This is a genomic window from Legionella antarctica (genome assembly GCF_011764505.1).
GTDB classification, from domain to species: Bacteria; Pseudomonadota; Gammaproteobacteria; order Legionellales; family Legionellaceae; genus Legionella; species Legionella antarctica.
In genome coordinates, this window is the sequence record NZ_AP022839.1 from 1,266,301 (window position 1) to 1,292,029 (window position 25,729).

Here is a 25,729-nt window from a genome sequence, read left to right on the forward strand (position 1 = left end):
GAATTCGAGAAAACGACTTATTTGTTTAAAAAAAATCCATTTTCTGCACTTAATATAATATTTCCTTAAGGCTTATGCTTTATTATTAGAGGATTAATAATGATCAGGAAGCTTTAATGGCATTCACACTTACTTTCTTGGGGACAGACACACAATTTCCTGGGTGGGACGTCCATTTGATGTCCGAATTACCCAAAAGTCCTGCACAATACAAAAACAGCTATATATTTATCAAAAAGAACGATACTCAGGAACTGTATTATGTTAAGCCTGATGGGGAATATGAAAAAGCAAAAATTATTGATCTCAATTCATTTGAAGAAAAAATAAACGCCATTAAAAATAAAAGTAAGGATAAGACTAAATTACATCTCATTGATGAGCAAATTAAAGAAATTGTAACATCAAACGGAGGTCACACTCCTGCTTTAGAAGGATACGATAAGGCAGAAACTTTAAGCTATATTTCGACTTTAATTCCCGGCGAATCTAGTGAGTCGCTCCCTACTGATGGTGTCACTCAATATAGAAACTCAAAGGTAGCCGTTGTTGACGGTCCCACCACATTAGGTCCAGAAGTAGGCGATAGAATTGCACGTGGTGTTCAGGCCATCCTGGAAGCCATCAGCCGCGGTGAAACAGAGATCAATATTATTGCTCATAGTCGTGGTGCCGTGGAAGCAATATTAGTGGCTCATGAGTTGGAACGAATTCAAACGCTTTTAAAAAAACGTCCAATTGATCGTGCCGAATTAACTAAAAGTGTCTGCACATACACCACCTCTGCAATGAATGGAGCACACAGAAAAGCTTTTGATGAGCTGGATCTCGATAAGATTGCCCCCAATATTGATAAAATAAAACTATCCATGTTGACTATTGACCCCGTGCCCGGCGGTAACTATATGGGCATTACTCGCGCTTCATCATTAGCATGGAGAGACCCTCGTTTTTATAGAGTTCCTAAGATAGTCAAAGAATACGAACAATATATTTATGAAAATGAGAGAACTCGTTGTTTTAAATGCATCGTGCCAAAATGTGATTCTCCAGAAACCACATCTTTTAAATTGTGCAGTCTTCCAGGACACCATGGAACCGGATCAGGTAACCTCAAGTCTCAGCAAAGAGAAGACGTACCCAAGGGTAAAACAGCAGAGCATGTACAAGAATTAGCGATAGTAAAAATTATAGATTTTTTAACGCGAAATGGGGTAACCATTACGCCGAGAACAAAGAATGATCCCTTTGACGCATTAATTGCTCAACTCATGCCAGTTAATAAAGAAAAACTAAACAAATTATATTTAGATTTATATACTAGCATTATGGCCAATAGGGAAGCCTATCAGTATTTTAATAAAACATCGTATCCAACCCTTGGACAAGAACAGGCGTTACTTAAAAAGATATGGACAGTAGTCGATGAACGTATTGTTCATTATAAAGCACATAATGATACCTATTTGAACACAATTGTTCCCCCTGTTCCTGGTGGACATTTTTTAAACTATGAACACGCACGCATTCATTTAAATAAAGTATTAGGTTTGAGTGATAAATTATCGCTAAGTGAAACAATTAACAATTCAAGAGATAAATTGCTTAAAATATGCGAGCGTGCTGAGAAATCAAAAATTCAGAAGTTACAGCCTGAATTAAGCAGTGATCTGACTGCCTCATTATTAGTGGCTGATAAAATAGCTACGACTTTAGATAGTCAAGAGGGATTTGCTCTTCTCCTGGAGGGCTTGGGTATGTTAATTGAAGAAGTAAGACGGCCTTATTTGCAGGATGAGTTTATCGATTTAGAACAGCGCGGAGAAATATACAAAGCTGTAAACAAAGCCTTTTCTCTGTTCAATGAATTTGCAAGTACCCATGCGGAAAATGAGGTAGCAAAAACTATTTTAAAAAACTTGAATTCCAATTTGGCAACTACATTGAAAGTAAAACATGACTCTTTAGTGAACCAATATCAAGGCCTATCAATTAAATTAGAAGGTAGTGCTTTCTTTGCCAGGTTGCAGGAGGAAATTAAAAAAATTAGCCGCGATTTAGCTCATAATGGCGCACATGAGAAAGACTATAAGGTAATGATCCAATTAAATTCTTTCCTTGACCAGGCAAAAGAATTAGATACATCTAAACCCGATGAGATTAGAAAATTTATCCAGCAACATATTACCTCTTTAAATGAAAACGAAGAGTTTCAAGATGTTGAAAGTGAATTAGCTATAAATAGTCTTATATTAGCTAAATTGCTAATGACTGAAGCTATAGATGATAGCTTGAATTATGACGTTGATAGCCTTATAAAAGAAGTGATCAAATCTACTAATCAATTAGAAAAATTCAGGGAAGCACTTCCTAATTTTAAAATACTCTATGACGATATGCCTTATGATCAATGGGATCTTGAATTAAAAGAAAAACGACATCACTTGGTGCATTTGGCTGCTCAATATATAGTCAAAAAAGGATTGGAGCTAGACCAACAATCCATTAAAGAGCTTTTCATAGAAAATGAGGCACTTTATAAGGAAATTTCCGGCCTTGCTACTGGATTGGGTGCCAAAAATCATTTAATTTTTGACTTAACTGAAGTAAAAAAACTAAATCAACAGTTTAGTGTCCAAGTACAAAAACTTGAAGAAAAAGCGAATAAGTTAACGCAGGAGCAAGAACAGCTAACGAAATATTTATCTACAATGGAAGAGGCTCACGAGTTTACGGTGAGGAAGTTAACCCAACAACACGATAGTGTAACAAAAGAATTAGTTCAAGCCAGGATGGAGCACGATCTTGCTGTGCAGAAACTAAGTGAGGTTAATAAGGTTGAAAAACAGGAATTTGCTCAAAAAGCAGGGGACTTAAAAAAACAGCTGGATGAGTTAACTGAGGTTAGAGAAAATTTAGCAAAAAAATTATCTCAAGGTGAAAGAGAGCACGGAATTCAGGTTGACGAATTAATCCAGGAAAAAGAAAGCTTAAGTGAACAGCTAAAGATGCTCCAGAAAGAACATATTCATGTTGTTCAGGAGCTTACTACTGCTAATAAAAGTCAAAAGCAAGAATTCTCTGAGAAAGTAGCGGGCTTGGAAAAACAACTGAATGAATTAACTAAAGGTCAAGAGAGTTTAACGAAACAATTAGCTCAAAAAGAAAAGGAGCATGTGAAGGCTATTGAGGAGTTAACTTTTACCCAAGAAAAACAAAGGAAAGATTTCAGTACCCAAATGGATGTTTTGAACGAGCAACTGGTTAAGTTAAATCAAGAGCAAGAACAGCTAACGAAAAAATTATCTACAACGGAAAAGGCTCACGAGCTTAAGGTTCAGCAGTTAACCGAACAACACGATAGAGTATCGGAAGAATTAGCTCAAACTAAGAAGGATCACGAACTTGCTGTGCGGAAGCTAAGTGAGGTTAATGAGGTTGAAAAACAGGAATTTGCTCAAAAAGAAGGGGACTTAAAAAAGCAGCTGGATGAGTTAACTGAGGTTAGAGAAGGTTTAGCAAAAAAATTATCTCAAGGTGAAAGTGAGCACGAAATTCAGGTTGACAAATTAATCCAGGAAAAAGAAAGCTTAAGTGAACAGCTAAAGATGCTCCAGAAAGAACATATTCATGTTGTTCAGGAGCTTACTACTGCTAATAAAAGTCAAAAGCAAGAATTCTCTGAGAAAGTAGCGGGCTTGGAAAAACAACTGAATGAATTAACTAAAGGTCAAGAGAGTTTAACGAAACAATTAGCTCAAAAAGAAAAGGAGCATGTGAAGGCTATTGAGGAGTTAATTTTTACCCAAGAAAAACAAAGGAAAGATTTCAGTACCCAAATGGATGTTTTGAACGAGCAACTGGTTAAGTTAAATCAAGAGCAAGAACAGCTAACGAAAAAATTATCTACAACGGAAAAGGCTCACGAGCTTAAGGTTCAGCAGTTAACCGAACAACACGATAGAGTATCGGAAGAATTAGCTCAAACTAAGAAGGATCACGAACTTGCTGTGCGGAAGCTAAGTGAGGTTAATGAGGTTGAAAAACAGGAATTTGCTCAAAAAGAAGGGGACTTAAAAAAGCAGCTGGATGAGTTAACTGAGGTTAGAGAAGGTTTAGCAAAAAAATTATCTCAAGGTGAAAGTGAGCACGAAATTCAGGTTGACAAATTAATCCAGGAAAAAGAAAGCTTAAGTGAACAGCTAAAGATGCTCCAGAAAGAACATATTCATGTTGTTCAGGAGCTTACTACTGCTAATAAAAGTCAAAAGCAAGAATTCTCTGAGAAAGTAGCGGGCTTGGAAAAACAACTGAATGAATTAACTAAAGGTCAAGAGAGTTTAACGGAACAATTAGCTCAAAAAGGAAAAGAACATTTAAAGGATGTTGAGAATTTAGTCTTGGCAGAAAAGCAACGGGAAGAACTTACTAATCGAATAGGTGATATGGGGGTGCAACTGGTTAATTTAACTGAAAGACAAAAACAGCTAACGGAACAATTATCTACAGGGAATAGAGAGCACACTTTCAAGGTTAAAGAGTTAACCCAGGAAAACGATACTTTAAGTGGACAGCTAAGGATGCTCAACGAAAAACATGCTCTTTTTATGCAAAATCTATCTACTCCTAATGAAGTTAGAGAACAAGAATTCGCTGAAGAAGTAGATGCCTTGCAAAAACAACTGGCTGAGTTAATCAAAGTTCAAGAGAGTCTGACAGAGCAATTAAATAGCAACGAGAAAGAACATCAACGTGCTATTAAAAAATTAACTCAAGAAAATAAAAGTCTTGAGTTGGTAAATACATACCTTCAAGACGATGTTGAGCTGTTGAAGCAACAAAAGAAAAATCTGCAAGGGATCTTAGGTAATAGCAATGAATGGAAGTGCCAATCCATTATTATTGACAAACTGACTCCATTAACAAAAGATTATTTATTGCACCTTGCTGCTGAAATCCAAAAATCAATAGCTCCTGAACTGGATGCGGATGATCTATCTGGCTTTATTACCCAGGTTAAACGTATTCAAGTTTGGCCTCAAGACAAAGCGTCTAAAATTCTTAAGGAAAAATTTGATGCAGTTAGTGGATTATATATGACACTACACGATGAAACGATATTAAAGCCTAGTGAAAAAATTACCAAGTTCTATGGTCAATTAAATGATGCTAATGAAGTACTTAAAAAGCATCGTGATCCTAACTGGCAAAATTTTGCTAACGCGGCTGTTGTTTTAGGTATTGTCTTAACGGGTGTTTTACCGGGGCTAACCGTTCTTGGTGTTATGGCCTTATGCGGTAAGTCACCTAAATTTTGGGAGTCTGCTGGTCATACATTTTTTACCACCTCTAGCGAAGAAATTGCAGAGAAAATTCCTGACACAATAATGAAAAATGGAATTACTTCTGGTGGAAGTTAGATAAAAAAGCATAGGCAATTTACACATTTTCCTATGACGTACTTCAGTGTTGTTATTTAACGCGCGCTATATTTCCTCTCTATAGCGCGTTGTTGTTTCTGGAACAACAACGTTCCGTCAAAAACAGCAGTTCAGTTGGATCTGACCTTGGCAGATAAGACGACCACACGTTACCATCCACCTTCGTAGGGACGATGTTTTTTTATCTGGTTCGCGTTTTCGCCTCGATGATAATGCAACTTCCATGCACTTTGTTTGGTCGTGTGATCCCAAAAATGGTGGTAATCAATGGCAAAAGAACGTTTTAATTGACCGTTTTCCTGTTGTTTATAAAAATTCAATCCACCGCCACCGCTGTGACGATACAAAAGCAACGCAGCTCTATAATTACCTTTTCGTATCATGGCGTAGGCTGCTATTGAAGTAGCTAGAAAAGAAATAGTGCCATAAAAAACACCATTTTTTGAAGCGGGTTGTAACAGCTCTTCATTCTCGTCCATCGTAACAGCCTAATTATAATCAATAAGGCATTCTATCAATACAGCGCGCGAGGTACCAAAACTTAGAGGGTAGGACTAGAATGAGTAACTGACTCATCCGCTTTATTTACGCTGCTTTCTAAGGGATTGGCGTAGTTTATTACCTCTTCATGGGTCGATGAAGGATTATCCTCACCAGGATGAGTTGATAATTTACTTAACAGGGTTAATGAGTTGTCTTCTTTATCTTCAATTTCCCATGGAAATGCAGGCAAGGATCTTATGGGGTTATCTCTTTCCTGAATCCTTTTCATAATGTGCTGGGTCAGTTTAAATAAGAAAACACAAGTACCCACAAGTGCCGATGCACCAATTAAGGATAAGAGAATTGCTGGCCCCATGGCTATAGATAATGAGAAAAAGGCTACAGCAGATAATGCGACAGTTGTTATAATAAATGAATTAAAGGTAATTAAAGCGCGTGGGTTACGTCTAATAATGTTAGGTCGAGTCACACGGGCATTTAACATTGCTTGTTCATAATCGGAGCTTAATAAGGCTCCAGTGGTTATTGTTGAAGCATGTGCCAGGAAAAAGTTCAGCACACGGCCCCAATTGACTTTTTTATTTTGTCTGGTAGCTCGTCTCATTTCATTTTGTGCAAGCCCTGTAATATAGGCGCGGTTTTCTGGACACAAAAAAAGGTTTTTTAAGAGCTATTCTTCTTAATACAAAGAGGAGAATAAAATGTCTAAAAAGCGAGCTTATTATACGGCGGCCAAGAAGGCAAAAATAACGCTAGCTGCGATTGAGGGGAAACTCACACAAGCGCAAATTACCAGTGAATACGGTGTTCACGCAACGCAGGTAAAAACTTGGAAGCAATCGGCCATCAAAGCCATTAACGATTTATTCTCTGGGGCTAATGAAAAAGAAGCCAAGTCCCAAGAGCAGCTTGTTGAGGCATTATATCAAGAAATTGGTCGACTTCAAGCGCAGCTATCTTGGCTAAAAAAAAAGCATGAACTTTAGTCTGGATGAAAAGCGCGTCATGATTGATCCTCTTGCCGAGCTCACCATTCGTGAACAATGCTTGCTATTAGACTTGCCTGTTTCAAGTTATTATTATAGTGCCAAGCCCATTTCTGTCGAAGATGAAGCGCTTATGGCGCTACTTGATGAGCACTATCTGCAGTATCCATGTGAAGGTAAAATTAAGCGGGCAAGATGGCTGTCAAAAGAAGTAGGCTATCCTGTTGGTAAACGTCGAGTAAAAAAGTTGATGGAAATGATGGGGTTATCGACTGTTTACCCAAAGCCAAATACAAGCGTTCCCAATAAGGAGCATGAGGTGTTCCCTTATTTATTAAAAGAGGTGGATATCACCAAACCAAATCAGGTTTGGGCCGCAGATATCACCTACATCCGCATGAAAGGAAAGCATGTGTATTTAGTAGCTATTATGGACTGGTATAGTCGTTATGTGATTGGATGGGCTATTTCACCTACTATGGAGGCTGAATTTTGTATTGAGGCGCTTAGAAACGCTTTGCTGCATTCGCGTTGTGAGATCTTTAACACGGATCAGGGTTCTCAATTTACCTCAAAAGATTGGATAAATACGCTAAAATCTCACCACATTTCTATCAGCATGGATGGGCGAGGACGTTATTTAGATAATATATTTATCGAGCGATTGTGGCGTAGTGTTAAGCAAGAAAAAATCTACCGGTATGATTTTGATACAATTGAAGAGGTTGAGCTGGCCTTAACGGAGTATTTTGAGTATTATAATAACCGAAGGCTTCACCAGTCCTTTAATTATTTAACGCCCGCAGAGGTGTATTATGGCCGGAAAAGACCATAAACCCTAAATGAGAGCGTCATGACTTACCCACAAGGCCCACAGGCCTATACGAGAAAGTGAAGCTCTCCTGACCTGTGGACTTGTGGATAAGTCATTCTGATAGAGTTGTGGTAAAATGACCTAAGACAATTCGTAGTAGCAATCACTATTCATACGGTATTGAGTAGGTTTAAATAGGTTAATTTGAGTGAATTTTTAACTATAAATGATGGATGAATAGCTCTTATTTTTCCTTAATTTTGTTCCAGACATGCGGACCCATATCACTGAGAGTGTTTTATTTAACATTTCTAAATCAGGTGAGCCTTTGGTAGCAATTTCTCTGGCGGTTACAGCTGCAGCAACAAGTCCTGCATTCAAGGCTCGGTAATAAGGCACGGCTGCTGCGGCATCACCAACCAGATAAACTCGTTTATCCTTGATCTCTTTTGCAAAACTTGCACTTTGATAAACGCTGAGGGCAACCCCATTTATTTTTTCACTATCGCTTATCATTACTTCATCCAAAGCTATTTTTCGCAGAGATATCCACGGGCGAATGGAGTTTAAAAGTTGTTTCATTTTTTTTGTTGTGGGATCCAAATCTGTCAATTTTGCATTAGGAATAGTTCTGATCTCTTTATAGGTCTCTTCATCAACAAATACAAATAAAGAAACAGGTGTAGAACCCTCTTTTTCTTTTCCTACATTTTCAGAGATGAAATGTTGAACTTGTCCTAATGCAGGTCCATAAGTAGCAGCAGGTAAACGAGAAGCAGCTCCTTGAGCTTTATATTTAATTTCAACTATATATTGCAGGTTTTCATCTACAATTTTTTCATCGTCGAATAGTTGTCTCCTCACTATACTATGCGCGCCATCAGCACCTATAATTGTTTGAGCAGTGGGAAATTGGTTTAAAAGTTGCTGACAATCTATAGTGGACCCCAAAAATGAGACAGTGGTGTAAAATAGAATGTAAATCAGCATGCAAAAATGACCCCCTTTTAGGGTAAATCAGCATCCAATTTTGACCCTCTAAAATCGAGTAAAACGTGTACTCTAGATTTTAATAATCTAGAGGGAATTAGAGGATGTTGATCATGGAAACAGAAGCAAAAATTAGGCGCATGTTTCATGTGCAAAAATTAACTATTGCGGAAATTGTTCGCACAACAGGATTATCGCGTAATACAGTTAGACGGGTAATCCGAGCAGAAAAGTCTGGGAAAAATTATCAACGCTCCATTCAACCACTACCTGCACTGAATATCTTCAAAGAGACGTTGGTATCATGGTTGAACAACGACCACAAGTTATCGAAAAAGGAACGCCGTAGTGCAATGAAGTACTACACTCAACTAAAAGAAAGTGGCTATTGCGGTTCTTATGATAGTGTCCAGCGTTTTGTTAAAGTATGGCGCTGTACGAGTCGAGAGTCATTAAAAGCCTATATTCCACAATACTATCATCCCGGAGAGGCCTATCAGTTTGATTGGAGTGAAGAAACTGTAGAGCTTGCAGGCGTTGTTCAAAAAATCAAAGTAGCTCAATTTCGTTTAAGCTACAGCCGTAAATTTTTTCTTGTAGCATATCCTCGAGAAACTCAAGAAATGTTATTTGATGCGCATAATTTAGCCTTCAAATTTTTTGGTGGCTTAACGCTAAGAGGTATTTATGACAACATGAAAACGGCGGTAGATAGTGTTTTCAAGGGTAAGGAGCGTGCTTTTAACCGGCGATTTTTGGCATTAATGGATCATTACTTAATTGAACCTACAGCCTGCAATCCCGCAGCCGGATGGGAAAAGGGGCAGATTGAAAATCAAGTTGATAATGTACGTGACTGGGTATTTAAACCACGTCTTAAATATGAAACCTTGTCGTTATTAAATGAACATCTTCAGCAGCAATGCCAATTATTGGCCGAGAAAAGGCATCACCCAGAACAACAAGAACTAACTGTTGACGCTGTATTTCAAGAAGAAAGAACTCATTTTAGAGCGTTAAATCATCCATTTGATGGGTATAAAGAAGTTTCAACTCTAGTACATTCAACCTGCTTGATTCATTGCGATAGAAATCGTTATAGCGTTGATTGTGCCTATGCCAACCAGATGGTGACGCTCAGGATATACGCATTAACTATAGAGGTATTTTCAGGTAATGAGTCCATCGGTTGCCACCAACGCACCTTTGGCCGCAATAAAACACTGTTTAATCCATGGCATTATTTACCTTTACTGGAGCGCAAGCCAGGGGCATTACGCAATGGTGCTCCATTCAAAGACTGGCAATTACCACCAGCCATTTTAAAAATCAAAAGCATTCTCATGAAGCGCCGTGGTGGTGACAGAGAATGCGTTGAGGTGCTGTTGGCAATGAGTGAGCATGGCATTGAGGCGGTGAGTGTAGCCTGTGAATTAGCGCTAACAGAGCAGGTGGTTAGCCGTGATTATATTCTTAATGCGTTGCATCGATTACGGCCTACAGCACTTCCTCAAGCAACGACAATGCCCGCTGGATTAATCTTAAAGGAAGAACCCACAAGTAATTGTCATAAATATAATTTACTCTTAACGGGAGCAAATCATGCCATTCACTAAATTATCTGAGTTGCTTAAGATATTAAAATTACAAGGCATGTTAGATAGGTTGCTAGCCTATGAAGAGTCGAAGCCTTTGGTGAAACTAACTCATTATGAGTGGTTATCTATGCTATTAGAAGCAGAACAAATAACACGCAAAACGCGTGCTATTAATTATCAACTGAGTGTCGCAAAATTCCCGGTCAATCGTAATTTAAGCCAATTTGATTTTACGCAACATCCTGTTAATGAAGAAGAAATAAGTTTATTGCACGCAGGGAGCTTTGTTGATGCTGGGCGCAATATTATTTTTGTGGGTGGCACGGGCTCTGGTAAAACGCACTTAGCTATTGCTATAGCAACTAATTTAATTAAGCAAGGAAAGCGGGCTTGTTTTTATAATGTTGTTGATCTGGTCAACAAATTAGAACAAGAAAAAAAACAAGTTAATACAGGACGGCTAGCTAATCGCCTGCAAAATTTTGATGCTATTGTCCTGGATGAGCTTGGATATTTACCATTTTCTGAAGCGGGCGGAGCTCTGTTGTTTCATTTAGTTAGCAAATTATATGAAAAAACATCATTAATCATTACAACAAACTTAAATTTTGGTGAATGGCCAAAGGTGTTTTGTGATACAAAAATGACCGCAGCCATGCTGGACAGATTGACTCATCATTGCTCTATTGTTGAGACTGGAAATGAAAGTTATCGCTTTAAAAATCGAAGCTAAAACAGTAAAGTAAATAATCAATGTGATATGTTTTTGAGGGTCAATTTTGGATGCGGTTTGAGGGTCAAAATTGGATGCTGATTGACAAAAATAGAAACCATTGTTAAACGGGGTACCAAGTGGCTAAAAAAAAATTTACATCTGACTTCAAAGCAAAGGTAGCAATTGAGGCATTAAAAAGTCACAAGACGACCAATGAATTGGCATCTGAATTTGAGGTGCATGCAACACAAATCAATCTGTGGAAAAAACAATTACTGGATGGAAGCAAGCAATTGTTTAGCGGCAAGCATGACAAAGACATGGACTCCATCATACAAGAACGAGATCGATTATACACGCAAATAGGCCAGCTAGCGGTTGAGTTAGACTGGCTTAAAAAAAAGACCGGTCATCTAAGTTGAGCGTGCGGGAGAAGCGAGCCATGATTGATGTCAATCACCCTACACTCAGCATCGTACGCCAATGTGCATTGGTTAATTTGTCACGCGCTAGCTACTATCGCACTGCTGGCGAAGGAATATGTACCGAGAGCCCAGAGAATCTGGCTTTGATGGTCTTGATTGATGAGGAATACATGCGCCATCCTTTCTATGGAAGCAGAAAGATGCGTTCTTATTTACGTCGCCTTGGCCATGACGTTAACCGTAAGAGAGTGCAGCGTTTGATGCGGATCATGGGTCTGGTTTCAGTGGCACCAAAGCCGAATACGAGTAAAAAGAACAAGGAACAAAAGGTTTATCCCTACTTGCTACGTGGTTTAGTGATTGATCGACCCAATCAGGTTTGGTGCACCGATATTACCTACGTTAGGATGCAAGGAGGCTTTGTATATTTGGTGGCAATAATGGACTGGTATAGCCGCAAGGTGCTCTCTTGGAAGGTATCAAACAGCATGGATGATGACTTTTGTGTAAGCGCGTTGGAGAGCGCCATCAGGCTCCACGGCAGGCCTGATATTTTTAATACGGATCAAGGCTCCCAGTTTACCAGTAAGGCGTTTACCGATGTTTTAAAAGACCATGACATCAAAATTAGCATGGACGGGAAAGGTCGATGGATGGATAATGTGTTCATTGAACGGCTATGGCGTTCAGTCAAATATGAAGATATTTACATAAAAGAATACGGAACAGTTTTAGCACTACGAAATGGTTTAAGGGTGTATTTCAAGTTTTATAACGACGAAAGACCTCATCAATCATTTGGAATATACACGCCGTCAGAGGTTTATGCTGGCCTATATGAGGCTGCAGCGTAATGGAATGCCTGTGGATATGTGGACGCGTCCTGCGGATCAGCCATCGCCCTTCGGGACATGTGGACAAGCCATGGATAACAAAAAGACGTTATCCACCGCTTGACCACACTCGATGGCTTCGCGCCCACATACCCACAGGCTCAATAACAGGTGTTTCATTAACTGCTATTGTGGTTGACTCGTGTGCTACGCACCCTCGTCAACGAAAGAAAGTAGAATTAAAGTTATATCTTAAATTAAACGGATCGCTGTCTTGACAATGGGGTCCACTGTAATCATCGACTTTTACCCCTGTTTCTATTTCTATACCTAATTCTTTTGCAATGTTTAAAAAAGTGGTTTCAATTTCTGAAGTGGGGACGAAGCCATGTAGTTTCCTAACAGCATCAAAAGCTTCGTAAGTTTTTGAATTTGATAATGACTGACTTTCCAGTTTAAGTATGTGATGACGACTTTACTCTTTATTACGATCCAGAATTTTGATTTGCAAGGCAGGATTATGCAGTTTCATCTCAATAGCAGTAAACAAGCCTACTGGTCCGGCTCCAACAATTAGGACATCAGGTTTCATAGAGTAGTCAATAATGAATAAATGTTGACGCATTATACCGAGAGATTAAATATTGATCAATCATTGTTTGCTATTTTAATTACTCTTCAATTTTATCAATGATGGTATCTAACAGTGGTCTTTTAAATGGAAGGGTACAAACGAAGGTTGTTCCTTTTCCTGGAGTGCTGGTTAATTCAATTTCACCTTCCAAATCAGTCATAAGTTGCTTTACGATATGTAAGCCAAGCCCAGCTCCTGAATATTTATTTTGGTTAGCAGGATGAATACGGTAAAATTTTTCATAAATCAGAGATTGTTTTTCGGGTGAGATTCCAATTCCGGTATCATTGACGATTAACTGTAAAATAAGGTGTCTATCGTCTACCACTCTTCCTAATTTAACTTGAACAAATACATGACCTTTGGTGGTAAAACGAATCGCATTGCTTAGTAAATTTAATAAAATTCGGCGCAGTCTGTAGGGGTCGCCAATAAAAATAGTAGGTAAATCTATATCATACTCAGCGCTCAATTTAAGTTTTTTGGAAATAGCAGCTGATTGTTGCATCGTAACTGTTCTCTCAATGAGTTGTTTAAAATCAAATTTTTTGGCAAGAACGGCAGTGTATTCTGACTGGTAACGTGAGAAATCGATAATATCATTTAGTAAATCAAGGAATTCTTTTGCTGAGCCATAGGTTAGTTCCAGCAGCTCTTTTTTTTCCGGTGCAGTTTCAGCTTCGGCAAGCATCTGGACGATACTGTAAATTCCACTAAATGGAGTGCGTAATTGGTGCTCCATATTGCGTAAGAATTCAGATTTAGCCTGGTTGGCTGTTTCAGCCGCAATTTGAGCCTGACATAGGTCTTGTTCGATTTTTTTTCGATCCGTGATATCAAAGGAAACACCTAAAACACCGATCACTTCCCCTTTTTTATTGAATAAAGGAGCTTTTTTAGATAAAAAAATGGAGACTTGCTCTGAATTTGCCAGTTGAGAGGCTTCTTCAGTAGTCAGGGTTTCTTTATTATTAATTACTGCCAAGTCAGATTCCCTCAGAATATCTGCTTCGTGATGCCAGGGCATTTCAAAATCTGTTTTGCCAATCATCTCATTGGGGTCTGAGAAGCCAGCTGATTTTGCCTGGGCTAAATTGCACCCTTGATAGATCGAGTCTTTATTTTTCCAATATACGTGTCCCGGTAAATTTTCAATAATACTTGCAAGAGTCAGCTCAACTTTTTCTTTTTCAAGCCGAACTTTTTCTTCTGCGTGCTTTCGGGCAGTTATATTAATTGAAATACCAGCAATTCCACTTAATTCTCCCTGCTTATTAAAAATAGGAATTTTCTGGGTCAGATATATCTGGTTCAATCCATTAATATCTTCTATTTGCTCCTCAAAGATGCATGGACCTTGTTTAAAAATTACCTCCATATCATTTTTTCTAATTTGATTCGCTATATTTTGGGGGAGCAGATCGTAATCCGTTTTGCCAATAATCTGATCAGGACTGGAAAATCCCAGATTTTTGGCCTGCAATAAATTGCATAGCAAATATTCAAAATTTAGATTTTTCCAGTACATATGTACTGGCGTAGATTCAATCATTTGTTTGTATAAATCAGCCTGACTGAAGTTATAAAAATCTTTATTTGCCATACTATACCTTTATCATCAGTTTATGGGTTAATCACCTGATAGGCGTCAAAAACAGACCCCACATAAATTTTTTCCAATTGACTGATCTCATCTTGTACACTACTGGCATAGATATGCCTTAAGAAAAAGAGAGATGGATTTTGTCTGGAGCATCCTGAGTGTAAAGCAAATTGTTGCATAAGCAGTAACTTATTTTCATGAAGTTTTTTTCCCTCCAGGTTGTCATCAGGATTTATCAATTGAAATGGGTTTTCTCGAAAAGATTCCAGTCGTTTACCGGAGTACTGAGGATGACTGGCTGTATTAGCTAAAATTAATTTCAATGGAGTTTCACAGAGTACACGCTCAATATATTCTTTGGGAGATTCAATAGGAGTATTTTGTGGATAAGAGATATCTCCTGATACCACCATACAATGTTTTGGCAGGTACTGTTTGCTCGGAACGAGTATAAGAGCAGAGTGGTTTTCTGTACTCGTTAATAAAAAATAAATAACGGAATTTTCCTGTCTATTTTGGTCTGTCAATTGATGGACAATAAAAAGGACAGGTAGTTGTTCTTTAGTACTGTGATGAAAAATTATGTCACTAACTATGTAACAAGGTAACACGGCACGGTCTTCATCAGATATTTGGAAGAGGGCGGGTAAAAGATCCGTATACCCCTGTTCTTTGGGTAAATCGTGTGCAATCTTAATTATGAAATTACACCCCAGGGAGCATATCAGTTGTTGGTATTTGTGGGTTAGTCTTTTCGATTTATACTTGGAAATATGAAATTCTCTACTAATGTACTCGAGATTAATGGCAACGGGGATCTTATTTTCTCGTATATTGAAATGAGTTAAGAAATAACAGGCAATTATAAAAATAAAATCATTGCTTAGAGGAATCAGGAGCTGATGCCTTGCAAAAAAATCATTAATATCTTCTCTTCCATCAAGGTTTTTATTATAGGTTTTTGAATGTTTAATTTCATTTTCCCAGTCAAAAATAATATGTTCCAATTGGACTTTATAATTTCGAAATAGTTCAATTTCATGGGAAAATTGGGTTTTAAGAGGGGTGGAGTAAAGCCATTTTTTTGCAAGATTAAGTATTTTATATGCTCTGATTTGGCATAGGTTTTCTCCTACCTGAGCATCGAATGAGGCTAAACTGCCTGCCATGAAGAGTTCCAGAGCACTAATAGAGAAATCAACAATTGATTTGATAAAATAAAGATCCCCAAGTTTTTGATGTTTATTAATCAATTGAGCATTATCCGAATAGGGTAGCAAAGAAAGAATATTATGCTGTTCGTCTTGTTCATCAATAAACTTTTTCATAATGTTCCTTGTTATTAATGAGACTTGAAGTATTTATAATAAATAATCAAACACGACACCCAACCACAAGTAATAATACTCAAAAAATACCCTCCAGCAAGTAAATAATCTTTTTCTAATAATCCGTGTAACATAGTGAAAAGTTGAATGATATTAAATCCAACAAAGGTTACTAATGAAACACCTAATGCTGATTTATTTTTAATTAAAGTAATAATTTGAGGAATAAATAGTGCGGCATTAGCCAATAAACTAATTGAAAAACCATATTGAACAACGTATTCTGTTAGTGACATGCTATTCCCATTTTATTTATTAATATCATAATATTGTCTTTTGCTAGCCGCCCATTAGTTTCTCTAATCTATCTATTAATATAGCAGCATTTTTCCGGATATATTGTGTTGCTATAGTTTGATTAGGTATCTTAATGGCGTTTAGAATATCCTGTAGTTGTTAAATAAAATGCATTATATCATCCAGAGTTGAATATGACAGATAATTACACACCTATAAATATAGAAACCTTAATATTAGTTGCAGTTTGGGAGTATCCTTTTGTCTTTCAGGGGTCTTTTAGGATTATTGATAAGAACAGGCATAGTGAACGGTTTATTTTTTATAGGTGCGAATGTCTGAAGTCTGAAAAAACTGATATTCTTGAAGATGAATTTTCTCCCTATGATTACCAATTTACTCATTTATACTGCGTTGCTTCAGATCAGACACAGATTGAATTTATGGGGCAATTAATTGGAGAGGCTTTATATTTATTGAAGTATGCACTTTATACAACGTTGACTCAAATGATCCGCAAGAATAAGCAATACCTTACGTATATAGATGAGATTGCCCTTTTAGCTATTAGTAAAAGGGTTGAGGTTATATTGAAAGAGGGGTTGGATACTCAAGAGGATATAGAGCTTGGTTTTGCTGTATCCATGGACTTTAATCCTGGGGAACCCTTGGGGCAGGCAGCAGTATCTGCATTGCTTTTCCATAACTGACGTTAAGCAATGATTCTTACTAGTTACTCGACACTTAGGACAACTCCCTGGTTCAGATCAGGGAGCGGTAAGTTCTTAAATCCCTGATTACAAAGCCTTAATTCTAATTTGATGTTGCATCAACTTTTCTTTAGCTTGTTGTGCCTGAATTAGTTTTTCTTGCTCTTTTGCTATAATTTCAGCAGGCGCTTTATCGGTAAACAAGGGATTACTTAACTTTCCTTGGGCAAGGTTAATGTCTTTATCCAGTTTAGCCATTTCTTTAGCCAGTCGAGAAAGCTCCGCTTCTTTGTCTATTAAATCTGCCATGGGAATTAATAATTCAATGTCGCCTAATACAGCCGTTGCAGATACCGGTGCTTTTTCATCAGCGCTTAAGTAATGAATCTCACCTACCCTACTCATCGCTTTTAACGTTTGTTGATACTTCTCAATGCGTTTTTTAAGTACTGGTGTACTATTACGAATATGCAGCGGAATCATTTTGGCTGGAGAAATCGACATTTCGCTGCGTATGGTTCGTAAGGCTTGAATTGCTGCTTTTAACCACTCCAATTCTTCTTCAATAATATCATTAATGAACTCTTCGTTTACTTGAGGATAAGTACTAAGCATAATACTGACCCCATTTTCACTGGTGAATTTAGTTGTTCTTTGCCAGATTTCTTCGGTAATGAAGGGCATTATAGGATGTAGCAGCTTCAGAATACGATCCAGTACATGAATTAAAGTCCTGCGTGTTCCTCTTTTCAGAGCACTTAAGGCCTGTTCATCCTGAAGCACTGGTTTGGATAGCTCCAGGTACCAGTCACAATATTCATGCCAGACAAATTCGTATAGGGTATTGGCTAATAAATCAAATCTGTAGGTTTCGAAGTAATGGTGTACTTTACTAATGGTTCGTTGAAGTCGAGATAATATCCATTCATCCGCTGGACTGTATTGGAATGCACCATCGCCGAAATCAATTTGCTCTTCATCAGTGTTAAGTAACACATAACGTGCAGCGTTCCATAATTTATTACAAAAATTTCGATATCCTTCAACACGACCTATATCAAAGCGTACATTACGACCTGTTGAAGCAAGTGAACAATAAGTGAAGCGTAGTGCATCTGTTCCATATGCACTGATACCTTCAGGGAATTCTTTACGAGTGGCCTTAATGATTTTGTCGCGTACTGAGGGTAACATCAAATTTGAAGTACGTTTGGCTACTAATGATTCGAGATCTATCCCATCAATAATATCCAGAGGATCAAGTACATTTCCTTTGGATTTGGACATTTTATGTCCTTCACTATCGCGGATTAATCCAGTAATAAAGATGTCTTTAAAAGGAACTTTCCCGGTGAATTTTAAACCCATCATAATCATGCGGGCAACCCAGAAAAATATAATATCAAAACCGGTAACGAGTACAGAGGTGGGGTAAAACTGCTCCAGCTCAGTAGTACGCTCAGGCCAACCCAAAGTTGAAAAGGGCCACAGAGCAGAAGAGAACCAGGTATCAAGAACATCTTCATCTTGTTTTAAGGAAGTATCCTCATCAATTTTATATTTAAAGCGAACATCATTTTCACTGTAACCCACATAAATATTACCCTGACTGTCATACCAGGCCGGAATTCTATGTCCCCACCATAATTGGCGACTGATACACCAATCTTCAATGTTCTCCATCCACTGAAAATAGGTTTTGTTCCAGTTTTCCGGGATAAAGCGGATTTCACCTTTTTTTACTGCCGCAATTGCTGGTTCGGCCAAAGGTTGTATTTTTACATACCATTGATCAGTTAACAGTGGTTCGATGATCACATTTGATTTTTCCCCACGAGGAACTTTTAATTTATGGGGTTCTGTTTTTACCAGAAAGCCCTCTTTGTCCAAGTCCTGGATGATTTGCTCTCTGGCAATAAATCTATCCATACCTTGATATTTCAAGGGGACATTTTTATTAAGCATCGCCTTTTTGTTTAATATATTGATCAAGGGTAAATCGTGCCGTTTTCCTACTTCATGATCGTTAAAATCATGGGCTGGGGTAATTTTAACACAGCCACTGCCAAATTCTTTATCTACATACTCATCTGCAATAATGGGGATGGTTCTGTCGCAAAGGGGGAGATTTACTTGTTTGCCAATTAAATGTTGGAAACGAGGATCAGCAGGATGAACTGCTACTGCCGAATCACCCAGCAAAGTTTCAGGGCGTGTAGTAGCAACCACTACAAACTCAGAAGAATCAACTACAGGGTATCGAATATGCCAAAGAAATCCATCCTCTTCTTCAGAAAGTACTTCAAGATCAGAAACGGCAGTTCCAAGTTTCGGATCCCAATTAACCAAACGAGTGCCTCGATAGATCAGACCTTCATCATGAAGCTGGACAAACACTTTTTGTACCGCCGCGGATAAACCCTCATCCATAGTGAACCGTTCTCGATCCCAATCTACTGAATCCCCTATGCGTCTCATTTGCTGAGTTATCGTGTTGCCAGATTCATTTTTCCATTTCCACACATGTTCTAAAAATTGCTCACGACTTAAATCTTTTCGAGCAATTCCTTGAGCTTCTAATTGTTTTTCAACAACAAGCTGAGTAGAAATTCCCGCATGGTCCGTTCCAGGTTGCCACAACGTTTTGTCACCCGACATTCGGTGGTAGCGAGTTAAAGCATCCATAATGGTGTGTTGAAAACCGTGTCCCATATGAAGGCTTCCTGTAACATTGGGAGGGGGAAGCATAATGCAAAATCGTTTGCCATCGCCTTTGGGCTGAAAGTAATGCTGACTTTCCCACTTTTGGTAATAAGCTTGCTCTATCGCCTCGGGTGAATAGGTTTTATCCATGTTATAGCCTGTACTGGTAAAAAGACAGAATGGTATCACAGACTGATGGGGCATAGCCATTTTCATGAAGGCACATAAAGTTGTTTATTAATAATGAAAATAAAGACTGGTATTTTTGGGGAATACTCAACTATGTTGTTTATTGTTTATTGTTTATTGTTTATCGTTTATCGTTTATCGTTTATCGTTTATCGTTTATCATCTGAAAGATGAAGGATAAAAGTAATTAATTGCCGTATTTTCTCGGACGAGGCTATTACCCCTCCTCAGCCCGAGCGGAACCAGGTCAAATCTTTAAAATCCTTAAATGAGAGTCTCAGACTCTAACGCAACGGGTTCATCCGGTTTACGACGATGGTCTTCAGCGATGTAGGTATAGAGTGTAGGTACAACAAACAAGGTGAAGCAAGTTCCAATCATTAAGCCCGTTGCAATTACCAGACCAATATCAAATCGGCTCACAGCCCCAGCTCCACTTGCAATCAATAGCGGCAGCACACCAAAAACCATCGCCGCTGTAGTCATCAATATTGGGCGCAATCGAATGGCTGCTGCTTCTTCCACAGCTGCACGTCTATCCATATTTTTTTCTCGTTGTAAATGATTAGCAAAGTCAACAATTAGAATGCCGTGTTTACTTATAAGACCTATTAAGGTAATCAGGCCAACCTGGGTATAAATATTAATGCTGGCCAAGCCTAGGTTGAGTGGGATTAAAGCGCCACAAATAGACATAGGCACACTGATTAAAACAATTAGTGGATCGCGGAAACTTTCATACTGAGCCGATAAAACTAGAAAGATAATAATGATGGCAAAAAGGAAAGCAAAAACTAATGCGCTCCCTTCCTGCATAAATTGTCTTGATTCTCCGCCAAAATCATAAGTAAACCCTTTAGGTAAGGTTTCTTTCGCTGCATCTTGTAAAAAATGAAGTCCTTCTCCTAAGGTTTTTCCAGGCATCATCACGGCCTGTATCGTTGCTGAATTTAATTGCTGGAAATGAGTCGCAGCATTAGGTTGTGTTTTTTCAACGGGGGTAACAACAGTTGATAGGGGGACCATAATACCCGCCATAGTCTTAATATAAATTTGACCTAATTGTTCTGGGGTGAGTCGAAATTTACGATCAAGTTGAGGTATGACCTGATAACTACGACCTTCCAGGTTAAAATAGTTTACATAGTTTCCGGAAAGGGCGCTGGTCAAACTGCTTCCTACTGAGCGCATATCCAATCCCATTTCCGAAGCTTTAGGGCGATTTATAGAAAGCTCAATTTCTGGTTGATTGAATTTAAGCGAGTTATCAATATAGATAAACAAACCACTGTTTCTCGCTTTTTCCGTAAGTTTATTAGAGATATCAAATAAACTTTGGAAATCATTAGTAGTCTTTATGACGAATTGAACCGGGGTACCACCTCCTCCACCTGGAAGAGGAGGAGGGACGATAGCAAAGGCGTTTAGTCCAGAAATATTTGATAATTTGTCTTGCAGTGGTTGTTTTAAATCAAACTGACTTTTGGTTCGTTGATCCCATGGCTTAAGAACCATACCCGAGACAGGTTGACTCATATTAACGGTAAAATAATTTTCTGTTTCAGGGAAGCTTTGGTAGATTTTGTCAAAAGGTTTGGTAAACGCTTCGATGTAATTTAAAGTGGCAAATTGAGGAGCAGTAGCCATTACAAAAAAGAAACCCTGATCTTCATCAGGAGCAGTCTCAGCAGAAGTATTCAGGTAAAGGTAAGGGAGCATCAGAACAACAACTGCTGCAAAAAGCAGCATGATTGCTCGGGTATTCAATAAACTATGTAATACCCTCTGGTAAGACACTCTGAGCTTGTTGAATTTATCATCCAGGTAATGAACGAATTTACCGCTGCTTACTTCTGTAGTTAATATTTTGGAACACATCATGGGTGATAAAGTTAAGGCTATTACCCCTGATATAATGACTGCACTAGCTAAAGTGAACGCGAACTCCTTAAATAAAGCGCCGGTTAGACCGCCCATAAAACCTATGGGGGCATAAACTGCAGCCAAAGTAATGGTCATTGCAATAATAGGTATTGCAATTTCTCGGGCACCGATAAGTGCGGCCTCCAAGGGGCTTTTCCCTTCTTCAATGTGACGGTGTACATTCTCTACAACCACAATCGCATCATCGACCACCAGCCCAATTGCCAGAACAAAAGCAAGCAAGGTGAGCAAGTTGATACTGTAGTCTAATGCAAGCATAAGAGTACAAACACCAACCAAAGAAAGTGGGATAGTGACCATAGGTATTAAAACGGAACGAATGGAACCAAGGAATAAGAAGATAACCACAATGACGATAAGACCCGCTTCAATAAGGGTATGGACTACCTCGCTAATTGACGCTCTGATGAAATCGGTAGCGTCATAAACTATGGTACCAGTCAAAGAAGGTGGAAATTCCTTGATGATGGATGGCATCAATTTTCTTACATCACTTATGACAGTAAGAGGATTTGCCGTAGGAGTTGGCGTAATAGAAATAAATACGGCTTTTCTTCCATTAAAGGTTACTGAATTATCATAGCTTTGCGAACCTAATTCTATTTTCGCTATATCACGTAATCGTATAATTGACCCTTTGTCACTGCGAACAATCAATTTACTGAATGCATCAGCATCATTCAGATCGGTTTTCGCAGTCATATTAATTGCAACATATTCACTTTTAGTATTGCCTGCGGCTGTCAGGAAGTTATTACTGGCAAGAACTGCAGAAACATCGGCTGGGGTTACGTTTAGGGCAGCCATTTTAATTGGATTGAGAAATATTCTCATAGAATAGGTAGCGCCTCCCAAGATTTCTGCTTTTGCAACGCCCTCAACAGTTTGTAGTTGGGGTTGAACAACTCGAGTTGCATAGTCAGTGATTTGTTGGGGGGTCATTTCTTTACTGTCAAGACTGATGTACATCAATGCTGTGGACGAATCTGATTTTTTTAGAATGACAGGCTGTTGTGCTTCCTTGGGTAGTTGGTTAATCGTTTGCTGGACTTTACTCATTACGTCAGTAAAGGCTATTTGGGGATCGAAGTTCAGTTTTATGGTTAAAGTAATGGTACTAAGACCTTGAACACTCGATGAGGTCATATAGTCTATCCCTTCCGCACTGGCAACTGCATTTTCTAAGGGTGAAGTAATAAAGCCAGCCATCAGATCCGCATCAGCACCTGGATAGCTGGTCATGATTGTAATCACGGTATTGTCCATTCGAGGATACTGGCGAATTTGCATTTTATAGATGGAATTAATACCAAAAAGAAAAATCAGCATACTAATTACTATGGAAAGGACGGGTCGCTTGATAAATAGATCAGTAAATTTCATAAGTTATCCTGCAAAAAAACCAGCAATTCATTTAATTTTAAAGCCAGCAAATATTATTGTTTTTCCCTGGAACCATTTGAGTCCAGGGTTATTTTTAAACTATATTGGTAACTTCTAAATAACCTCTGGAAAGTCGAACATCTCGACCCCGCACGAGATTTCTGGATTCCATGGACAAGCCGCGGGAAACAGGAAAAGTATTTTTCCGGCCTTATTGAGAAGTAACCTTTATTGTCCCAAAGTTTCTGGAGTACTGTCATTATTTAGCTGAACGCTGTTATTAATGACTACGGGGGTGCCATTTTGTAATTTCAAATCACCAGTAGAAACCACCAACTCTCCTGCTTTGACCCCTTTCTTTATTACCGTGTAATTTCCTTGCTGCTCACCAGTAGAAACGAAGACCCGATTTACAACCAATACGTCTTCACCGTCTTTATTTTTCTTCCCTTCTTTATTTTTTTTGATGATATAGACAGCGTTTCCATAAAGACTATAAGACACGGCAGTTGACGGAACGATAACGGTACCTGGTTCCATAGATTGTTCGATGTCAATGGAAGAAAACATGCCTGGTATAAAGACATAGTTTTTGATTTTATTTTTTTTATTTAAATCACTACTACAGGTGACGATAGATTTATTACCTCTGGTTTCCTGTCGTGTTTTTACCAGCAGGGATTGCTTGGGATTTGCTATTGCAGCCGCTGGGCAATTTGGCAAAGTCGCTTGTACCAATACATTATGGGTATTCAAATCAATTTTAGAGTTAATTGCAGTTATTGTTCCTTCAAAAAGGGCATTGGGAAACTCTTCAACCGAGAATATAATACTTTGATTAATATGAATGCGCTTGTATAGCTGTTCCGGAAGGTAGAACTCAAGAAATAGAGGGTCCAGGGATTGCAGGGAAACTATCGAGGTTTGCCCAGGACTTATATACTGTCCCAAATTAACTTGCCGAATACCCAAACGACCTGCAAATGGTGCAACTATATGCTTATGATTAATTTGAGACTGAATTTGCTCCAGTTTGGCCTGAGCTTGCTGCAGATTTGCTTTAGCCTCATCTACGTTTGAGCTGGGCGTAGCCCCTCTTTTAGACAAATCAGTTTGCCGTTTGTAATTTAATTCTTTAAGCGTAAGCTCTGATTGGTTAAATTTTAACATTGCTTGATCAACGCTATCATCAATAGTAATCAGAGGTGCATCTTTCTCAACGTATTGACCTGATTCAAAATCGATTTTAACAACTTTTCCTGAAGCTTCAGAGTTAACCTCCACACCATTCATTGCCACGAAATTACCTATGGCATTAAGGGTGGGTTGCCAATCAACAGCCTGGGCTACAGCGGATGAAACAGTAACCGCTGGGGGTTCATAGCTGGCAAAGAATTGTTTAATCATAAACGACTTAATCAGATTAAAAGCAATGATTCCACCGAAAACAACCAGTAAGGTCATTCCCATGATAGTCATGCGCTTTTTCATTATCTACCCCTACTCATATACTGTAAATTTTAATAGGCGTGCAATATATCATAAAGACATACTTTATCACCTTATTGTAATGATTTGTTTCAATTTTTATTTATTCATGGGTAGAAAAAAAACCTATTGACTAAATTGAATACTTTGTTACTATGCCATCTCGCTCTCACTAAGGGGAAAACCATGAAGTTGAAGTCTTTGTTGTTTCTGTTATGTTTTAGTCTGTTTTCGAATGTTTTTGCAGCTAATTTGCACATTAATCCGAAAGCAGATGCTGAAGATAAGAAATCTATAACCAAAAATATCTCATATCCTGGCTATTGCCAAATTGAAATCATTAATAACAGCTTCACTGACGTTACTGTATTTGGTACTTATGAAGATGGATCATCACTTGCTTTTGATATTTACAGTTTCGATGCGCCTCATTATATAAGCCTTTTTTATAATTTCTATTGTCATAGTCAAATGTATATCACGGTTCAGTCACCTTATTACACCCTTTACTCCGGTTGGACCAACGTGAACAGTACTATCCGAATTCTTCCTTACTTGAAAAACCAAGCTAAAGCTGAGTTATCAACTCGATAAATAATTAAATTAAAGGAAGGCTCATTTTAAAAATGAACTTTCCTTTTTTTGAGGAGTTTTCCATGAAATACCTCGTTTCCTGTCTTTTAGTACTACCTCTGATTACATCCTGTGTTGAGCAAGATCAATATTACGAACGAAATTATTACAATCCTGCCCCCAGAGTAGAGGTTCAACGCAATTCTCCAAATCATTATCATCACAATGAATACTTTCGGTCAGTGCCTCAAAGTAGTGTTTATCATGGAAGGGCTGATTTAAATCAGAACAGGATTATAGTTAATCCACGCATATCTCAAGGTGATGTTGTGGTACAACAGAATGGCCCCAGGCAAAGTAGAGCCAAGCAAAACAATGCAGTGAGATATCCTTCCACCAATAGAGGATCAGGTGTGGTGCAAGGTAAGATACACGGACATGACAATAATGTTCATAGTAAGCCACAGCAACCCGTTCATGCCCACGAAGACACCCAAGAAACAATACATGGACATAATTAGTATTTATAGTTTGCTTCTGAAGTACAGGTTGGGTTAACAACGGCAGTACC

17 protein-coding genes and 1 pseudogene are annotated in these 25,729 nt (G+C 38.4%); 9 read left to right on the top strand and 9 right to left on the bottom strand.

What is annotated here, in order from left to right; genetic code table 11:
* Positions 1 to 116: 116 nt before the first annotated feature.
* Positions 117 to 5,420 (top strand): coiled-coil domain-containing protein, encoded by a 5,304-nt coding sequence (locus tag HRS36_RS06070; protein WP_173235390.1) that lies wholly within the window; start codon positions 117 to 119, stop codon positions 5,418 to 5,420.
* Positions 5,421 to 5,590: 170 nt separating this feature from the next.
* On the opposite strand, the gene HRS36_RS06075 is transcribed toward HRS36_RS06070, so the two are convergent.
* Positions 5,591 to 5,920: a hypothetical protein gene (locus HRS36_RS06075; RefSeq protein ID WP_173236609.1), complete on the bottom strand. Its 330-nt coding sequence runs from the start codon at positions 5,918 to 5,920 to the stop codon at positions 5,591 to 5,593.
* Positions 5,921 to 5,982: 62 nt separating this feature from the next.
* Entirely contained in the window at positions 5,983 to 6,504 is a 522-nt protein-coding gene (locus HRS36_RS06080; RefSeq protein WP_173236610.1) for a hypothetical protein, read from the bottom strand.
* 142 nt (positions 6,505 to 6,646) lie between these two features.
* Between HRS36_RS06080 and HRS36_RS06085 the strand changes: the two genes are divergently transcribed.
* Together HRS36_RS06085 and HRS36_RS06090 are read left to right on the top strand one after the other, a co-directional pair.
* Positions 6,647 to 6,931, top strand: a complete 285-nt coding sequence (locus tag HRS36_RS06085) for a transposase (protein WP_173235475.1) — start codon at positions 6,647 to 6,649, stop codon at positions 6,929 to 6,931.
* A complete protein-coding gene (locus tag HRS36_RS06090) occupies positions 6,921 to 7,766 on the top strand; it encodes an IS3 family transposase (protein WP_173235473.1) in 846 nt (281 codons plus the stop codon). Before HRS36_RS06085 ends, HRS36_RS06090 begins: the two co-directional genes overlap by 11 nt.
* Before the next feature lie 195 nt (positions 7,767 to 7,961).
* On the opposite strand, the gene HRS36_RS06095 is transcribed toward HRS36_RS06090, so the two are convergent.
* Positions 7,962 to 8,735, bottom strand: coding sequence for a hypothetical protein (locus tag HRS36_RS06095; RefSeq protein ID WP_173236611.1), 774 nt, complete (start codon positions 8,733 to 8,735; stop codon positions 7,962 to 7,964).
* A 104-nt stretch (positions 8,736 to 8,839) separates the two neighbouring features.
* On the opposite strand from HRS36_RS06095, the gene istA reads away from it, so the two are divergent.
* The 3 genes and pseudogenes from istA (at position 8,840) to HRS36_RS06110 (ending at position 12,327) form a co-directional block, all read left to right on the top strand.
* Positions 8,840 to 10,351, top strand: a complete 1,512-nt coding sequence (gene istA / locus HRS36_RS06100) for an IS21 family transposase (RefSeq protein WP_197933184.1) — start codon at positions 8,840 to 8,842, stop codon at positions 10,349 to 10,351.
* Positions 10,338 to 11,066 carry an IS21-like element helper ATPase IstB gene (gene istB, locus HRS36_RS06105; protein ID WP_173235816.1) on the top strand — a complete coding sequence of 243 codons (729 nt, stop codon included), beginning with the start codon at positions 10,338 to 10,340 and terminating at the stop codon, positions 11,064 to 11,066. The genes istA and istB overlap by 14 nt, the downstream gene beginning before the upstream one ends.
* A 119-nt stretch (positions 11,067 to 11,185) precedes the next feature.
* Positions 11,186 to 12,327 (top strand): annotated as a pseudogene (locus tag HRS36_RS06110) (IS3 family transposase).
* 650 nt (positions 12,328 to 12,977) lie between these two features.
* Here the strand turns inward: HRS36_RS06110 and HRS36_RS06115 are convergent.
* From HRS36_RS06115 to HRS36_RS06125, 3 genes are read right to left on the bottom strand one after another with little or no spacing between them, the layout of a single operon-like run.
* The gene (locus HRS36_RS06115; protein WP_173236612.1) at positions 12,978 to 14,543 is read right to left on the bottom strand and encodes a PAS domain-containing sensor histidine kinase; all 1,566 of its coding nucleotides are present in this window, start codon (positions 14,541 to 14,543) and stop codon (positions 12,978 to 12,980) included.
* 20 nt (positions 14,544 to 14,563) lie between these two features.
* Positions 14,564 to 15,871 carry a hypothetical protein gene (locus HRS36_RS06120; RefSeq protein WP_173236613.1) on the bottom strand — a complete coding sequence of 436 codons (1,308 nt, stop codon included), beginning with the start codon at positions 15,869 to 15,871 and terminating at the stop codon, positions 14,564 to 14,566.
* A 14-nt stretch (positions 15,872 to 15,885) separates the two neighbouring features.
* The gene (locus HRS36_RS06125; RefSeq protein WP_173236614.1) at positions 15,886 to 16,167 is read right to left on the bottom strand and encodes a PQ-loop domain-containing transporter; all 282 of its coding nucleotides are present in this window, start codon (positions 16,165 to 16,167) and stop codon (positions 15,886 to 15,888) included.
* Between the two features lie 195 nt (positions 16,168 to 16,362).
* Between HRS36_RS06125 and HRS36_RS06130 the strand changes: the two genes are divergently transcribed.
* A complete protein-coding gene (locus HRS36_RS06130; protein ID WP_173236615.1) occupies positions 16,363 to 16,878 on the top strand; it encodes a hypothetical protein in 516 nt (171 codons plus the stop codon).
* A gap of 87 nt (positions 16,879 to 16,965) precedes the next feature.
* On the opposite strand, the gene HRS36_RS06135 is transcribed toward HRS36_RS06130, so the two are convergent.
* From HRS36_RS06135 to HRS36_RS06145, 3 genes are all read right to left on the bottom strand, one after another.
* Positions 16,966 to 19,731, bottom strand: coding sequence for a valine--tRNA ligase (locus HRS36_RS06135; RefSeq protein ID WP_173236616.1), 2,766 nt, complete (start codon positions 19,729 to 19,731; stop codon positions 16,966 to 16,968).
* Between the two features lie 303 nt (positions 19,732 to 20,034).
* The gene (locus HRS36_RS06140; RefSeq protein WP_173236617.1) at positions 20,035 to 23,097 is read right to left on the bottom strand and encodes an efflux RND transporter permease subunit; all 3,063 of its coding nucleotides are present in this window, start codon (positions 23,095 to 23,097) and stop codon (positions 20,035 to 20,037) included.
* 228 nt (positions 23,098 to 23,325) lie between these two features.
* The gene (locus HRS36_RS06145) at positions 23,326 to 24,588 is read right to left on the bottom strand and encodes an efflux RND transporter periplasmic adaptor subunit (RefSeq protein WP_173236618.1); all 1,263 of its coding nucleotides are present in this window, start codon (positions 24,586 to 24,588) and stop codon (positions 23,326 to 23,328) included.
* A gap of 183 nt (positions 24,589 to 24,771) precedes the next feature.
* Here HRS36_RS06145 and HRS36_RS06150 point away from each other — a divergent pair, with 183 nt between their 5' ends.
* Entirely contained in the window at positions 24,772 to 25,179 is a 408-nt protein-coding gene (locus HRS36_RS06150; protein WP_173236619.1) for a hypothetical protein, read from the top strand.
* Positions 25,180 to 25,211: 32 nt separating this feature from the next.
* Complete coding sequence (locus tag HRS36_RS06155) at positions 25,212 to 25,679, top strand: hypothetical protein (protein ID WP_173236620.1); 468 nt, start codon at positions 25,212 to 25,214, stop codon at positions 25,677 to 25,679.
* Positions 25,680 to 25,729 lie beyond the last annotated feature (50 nt).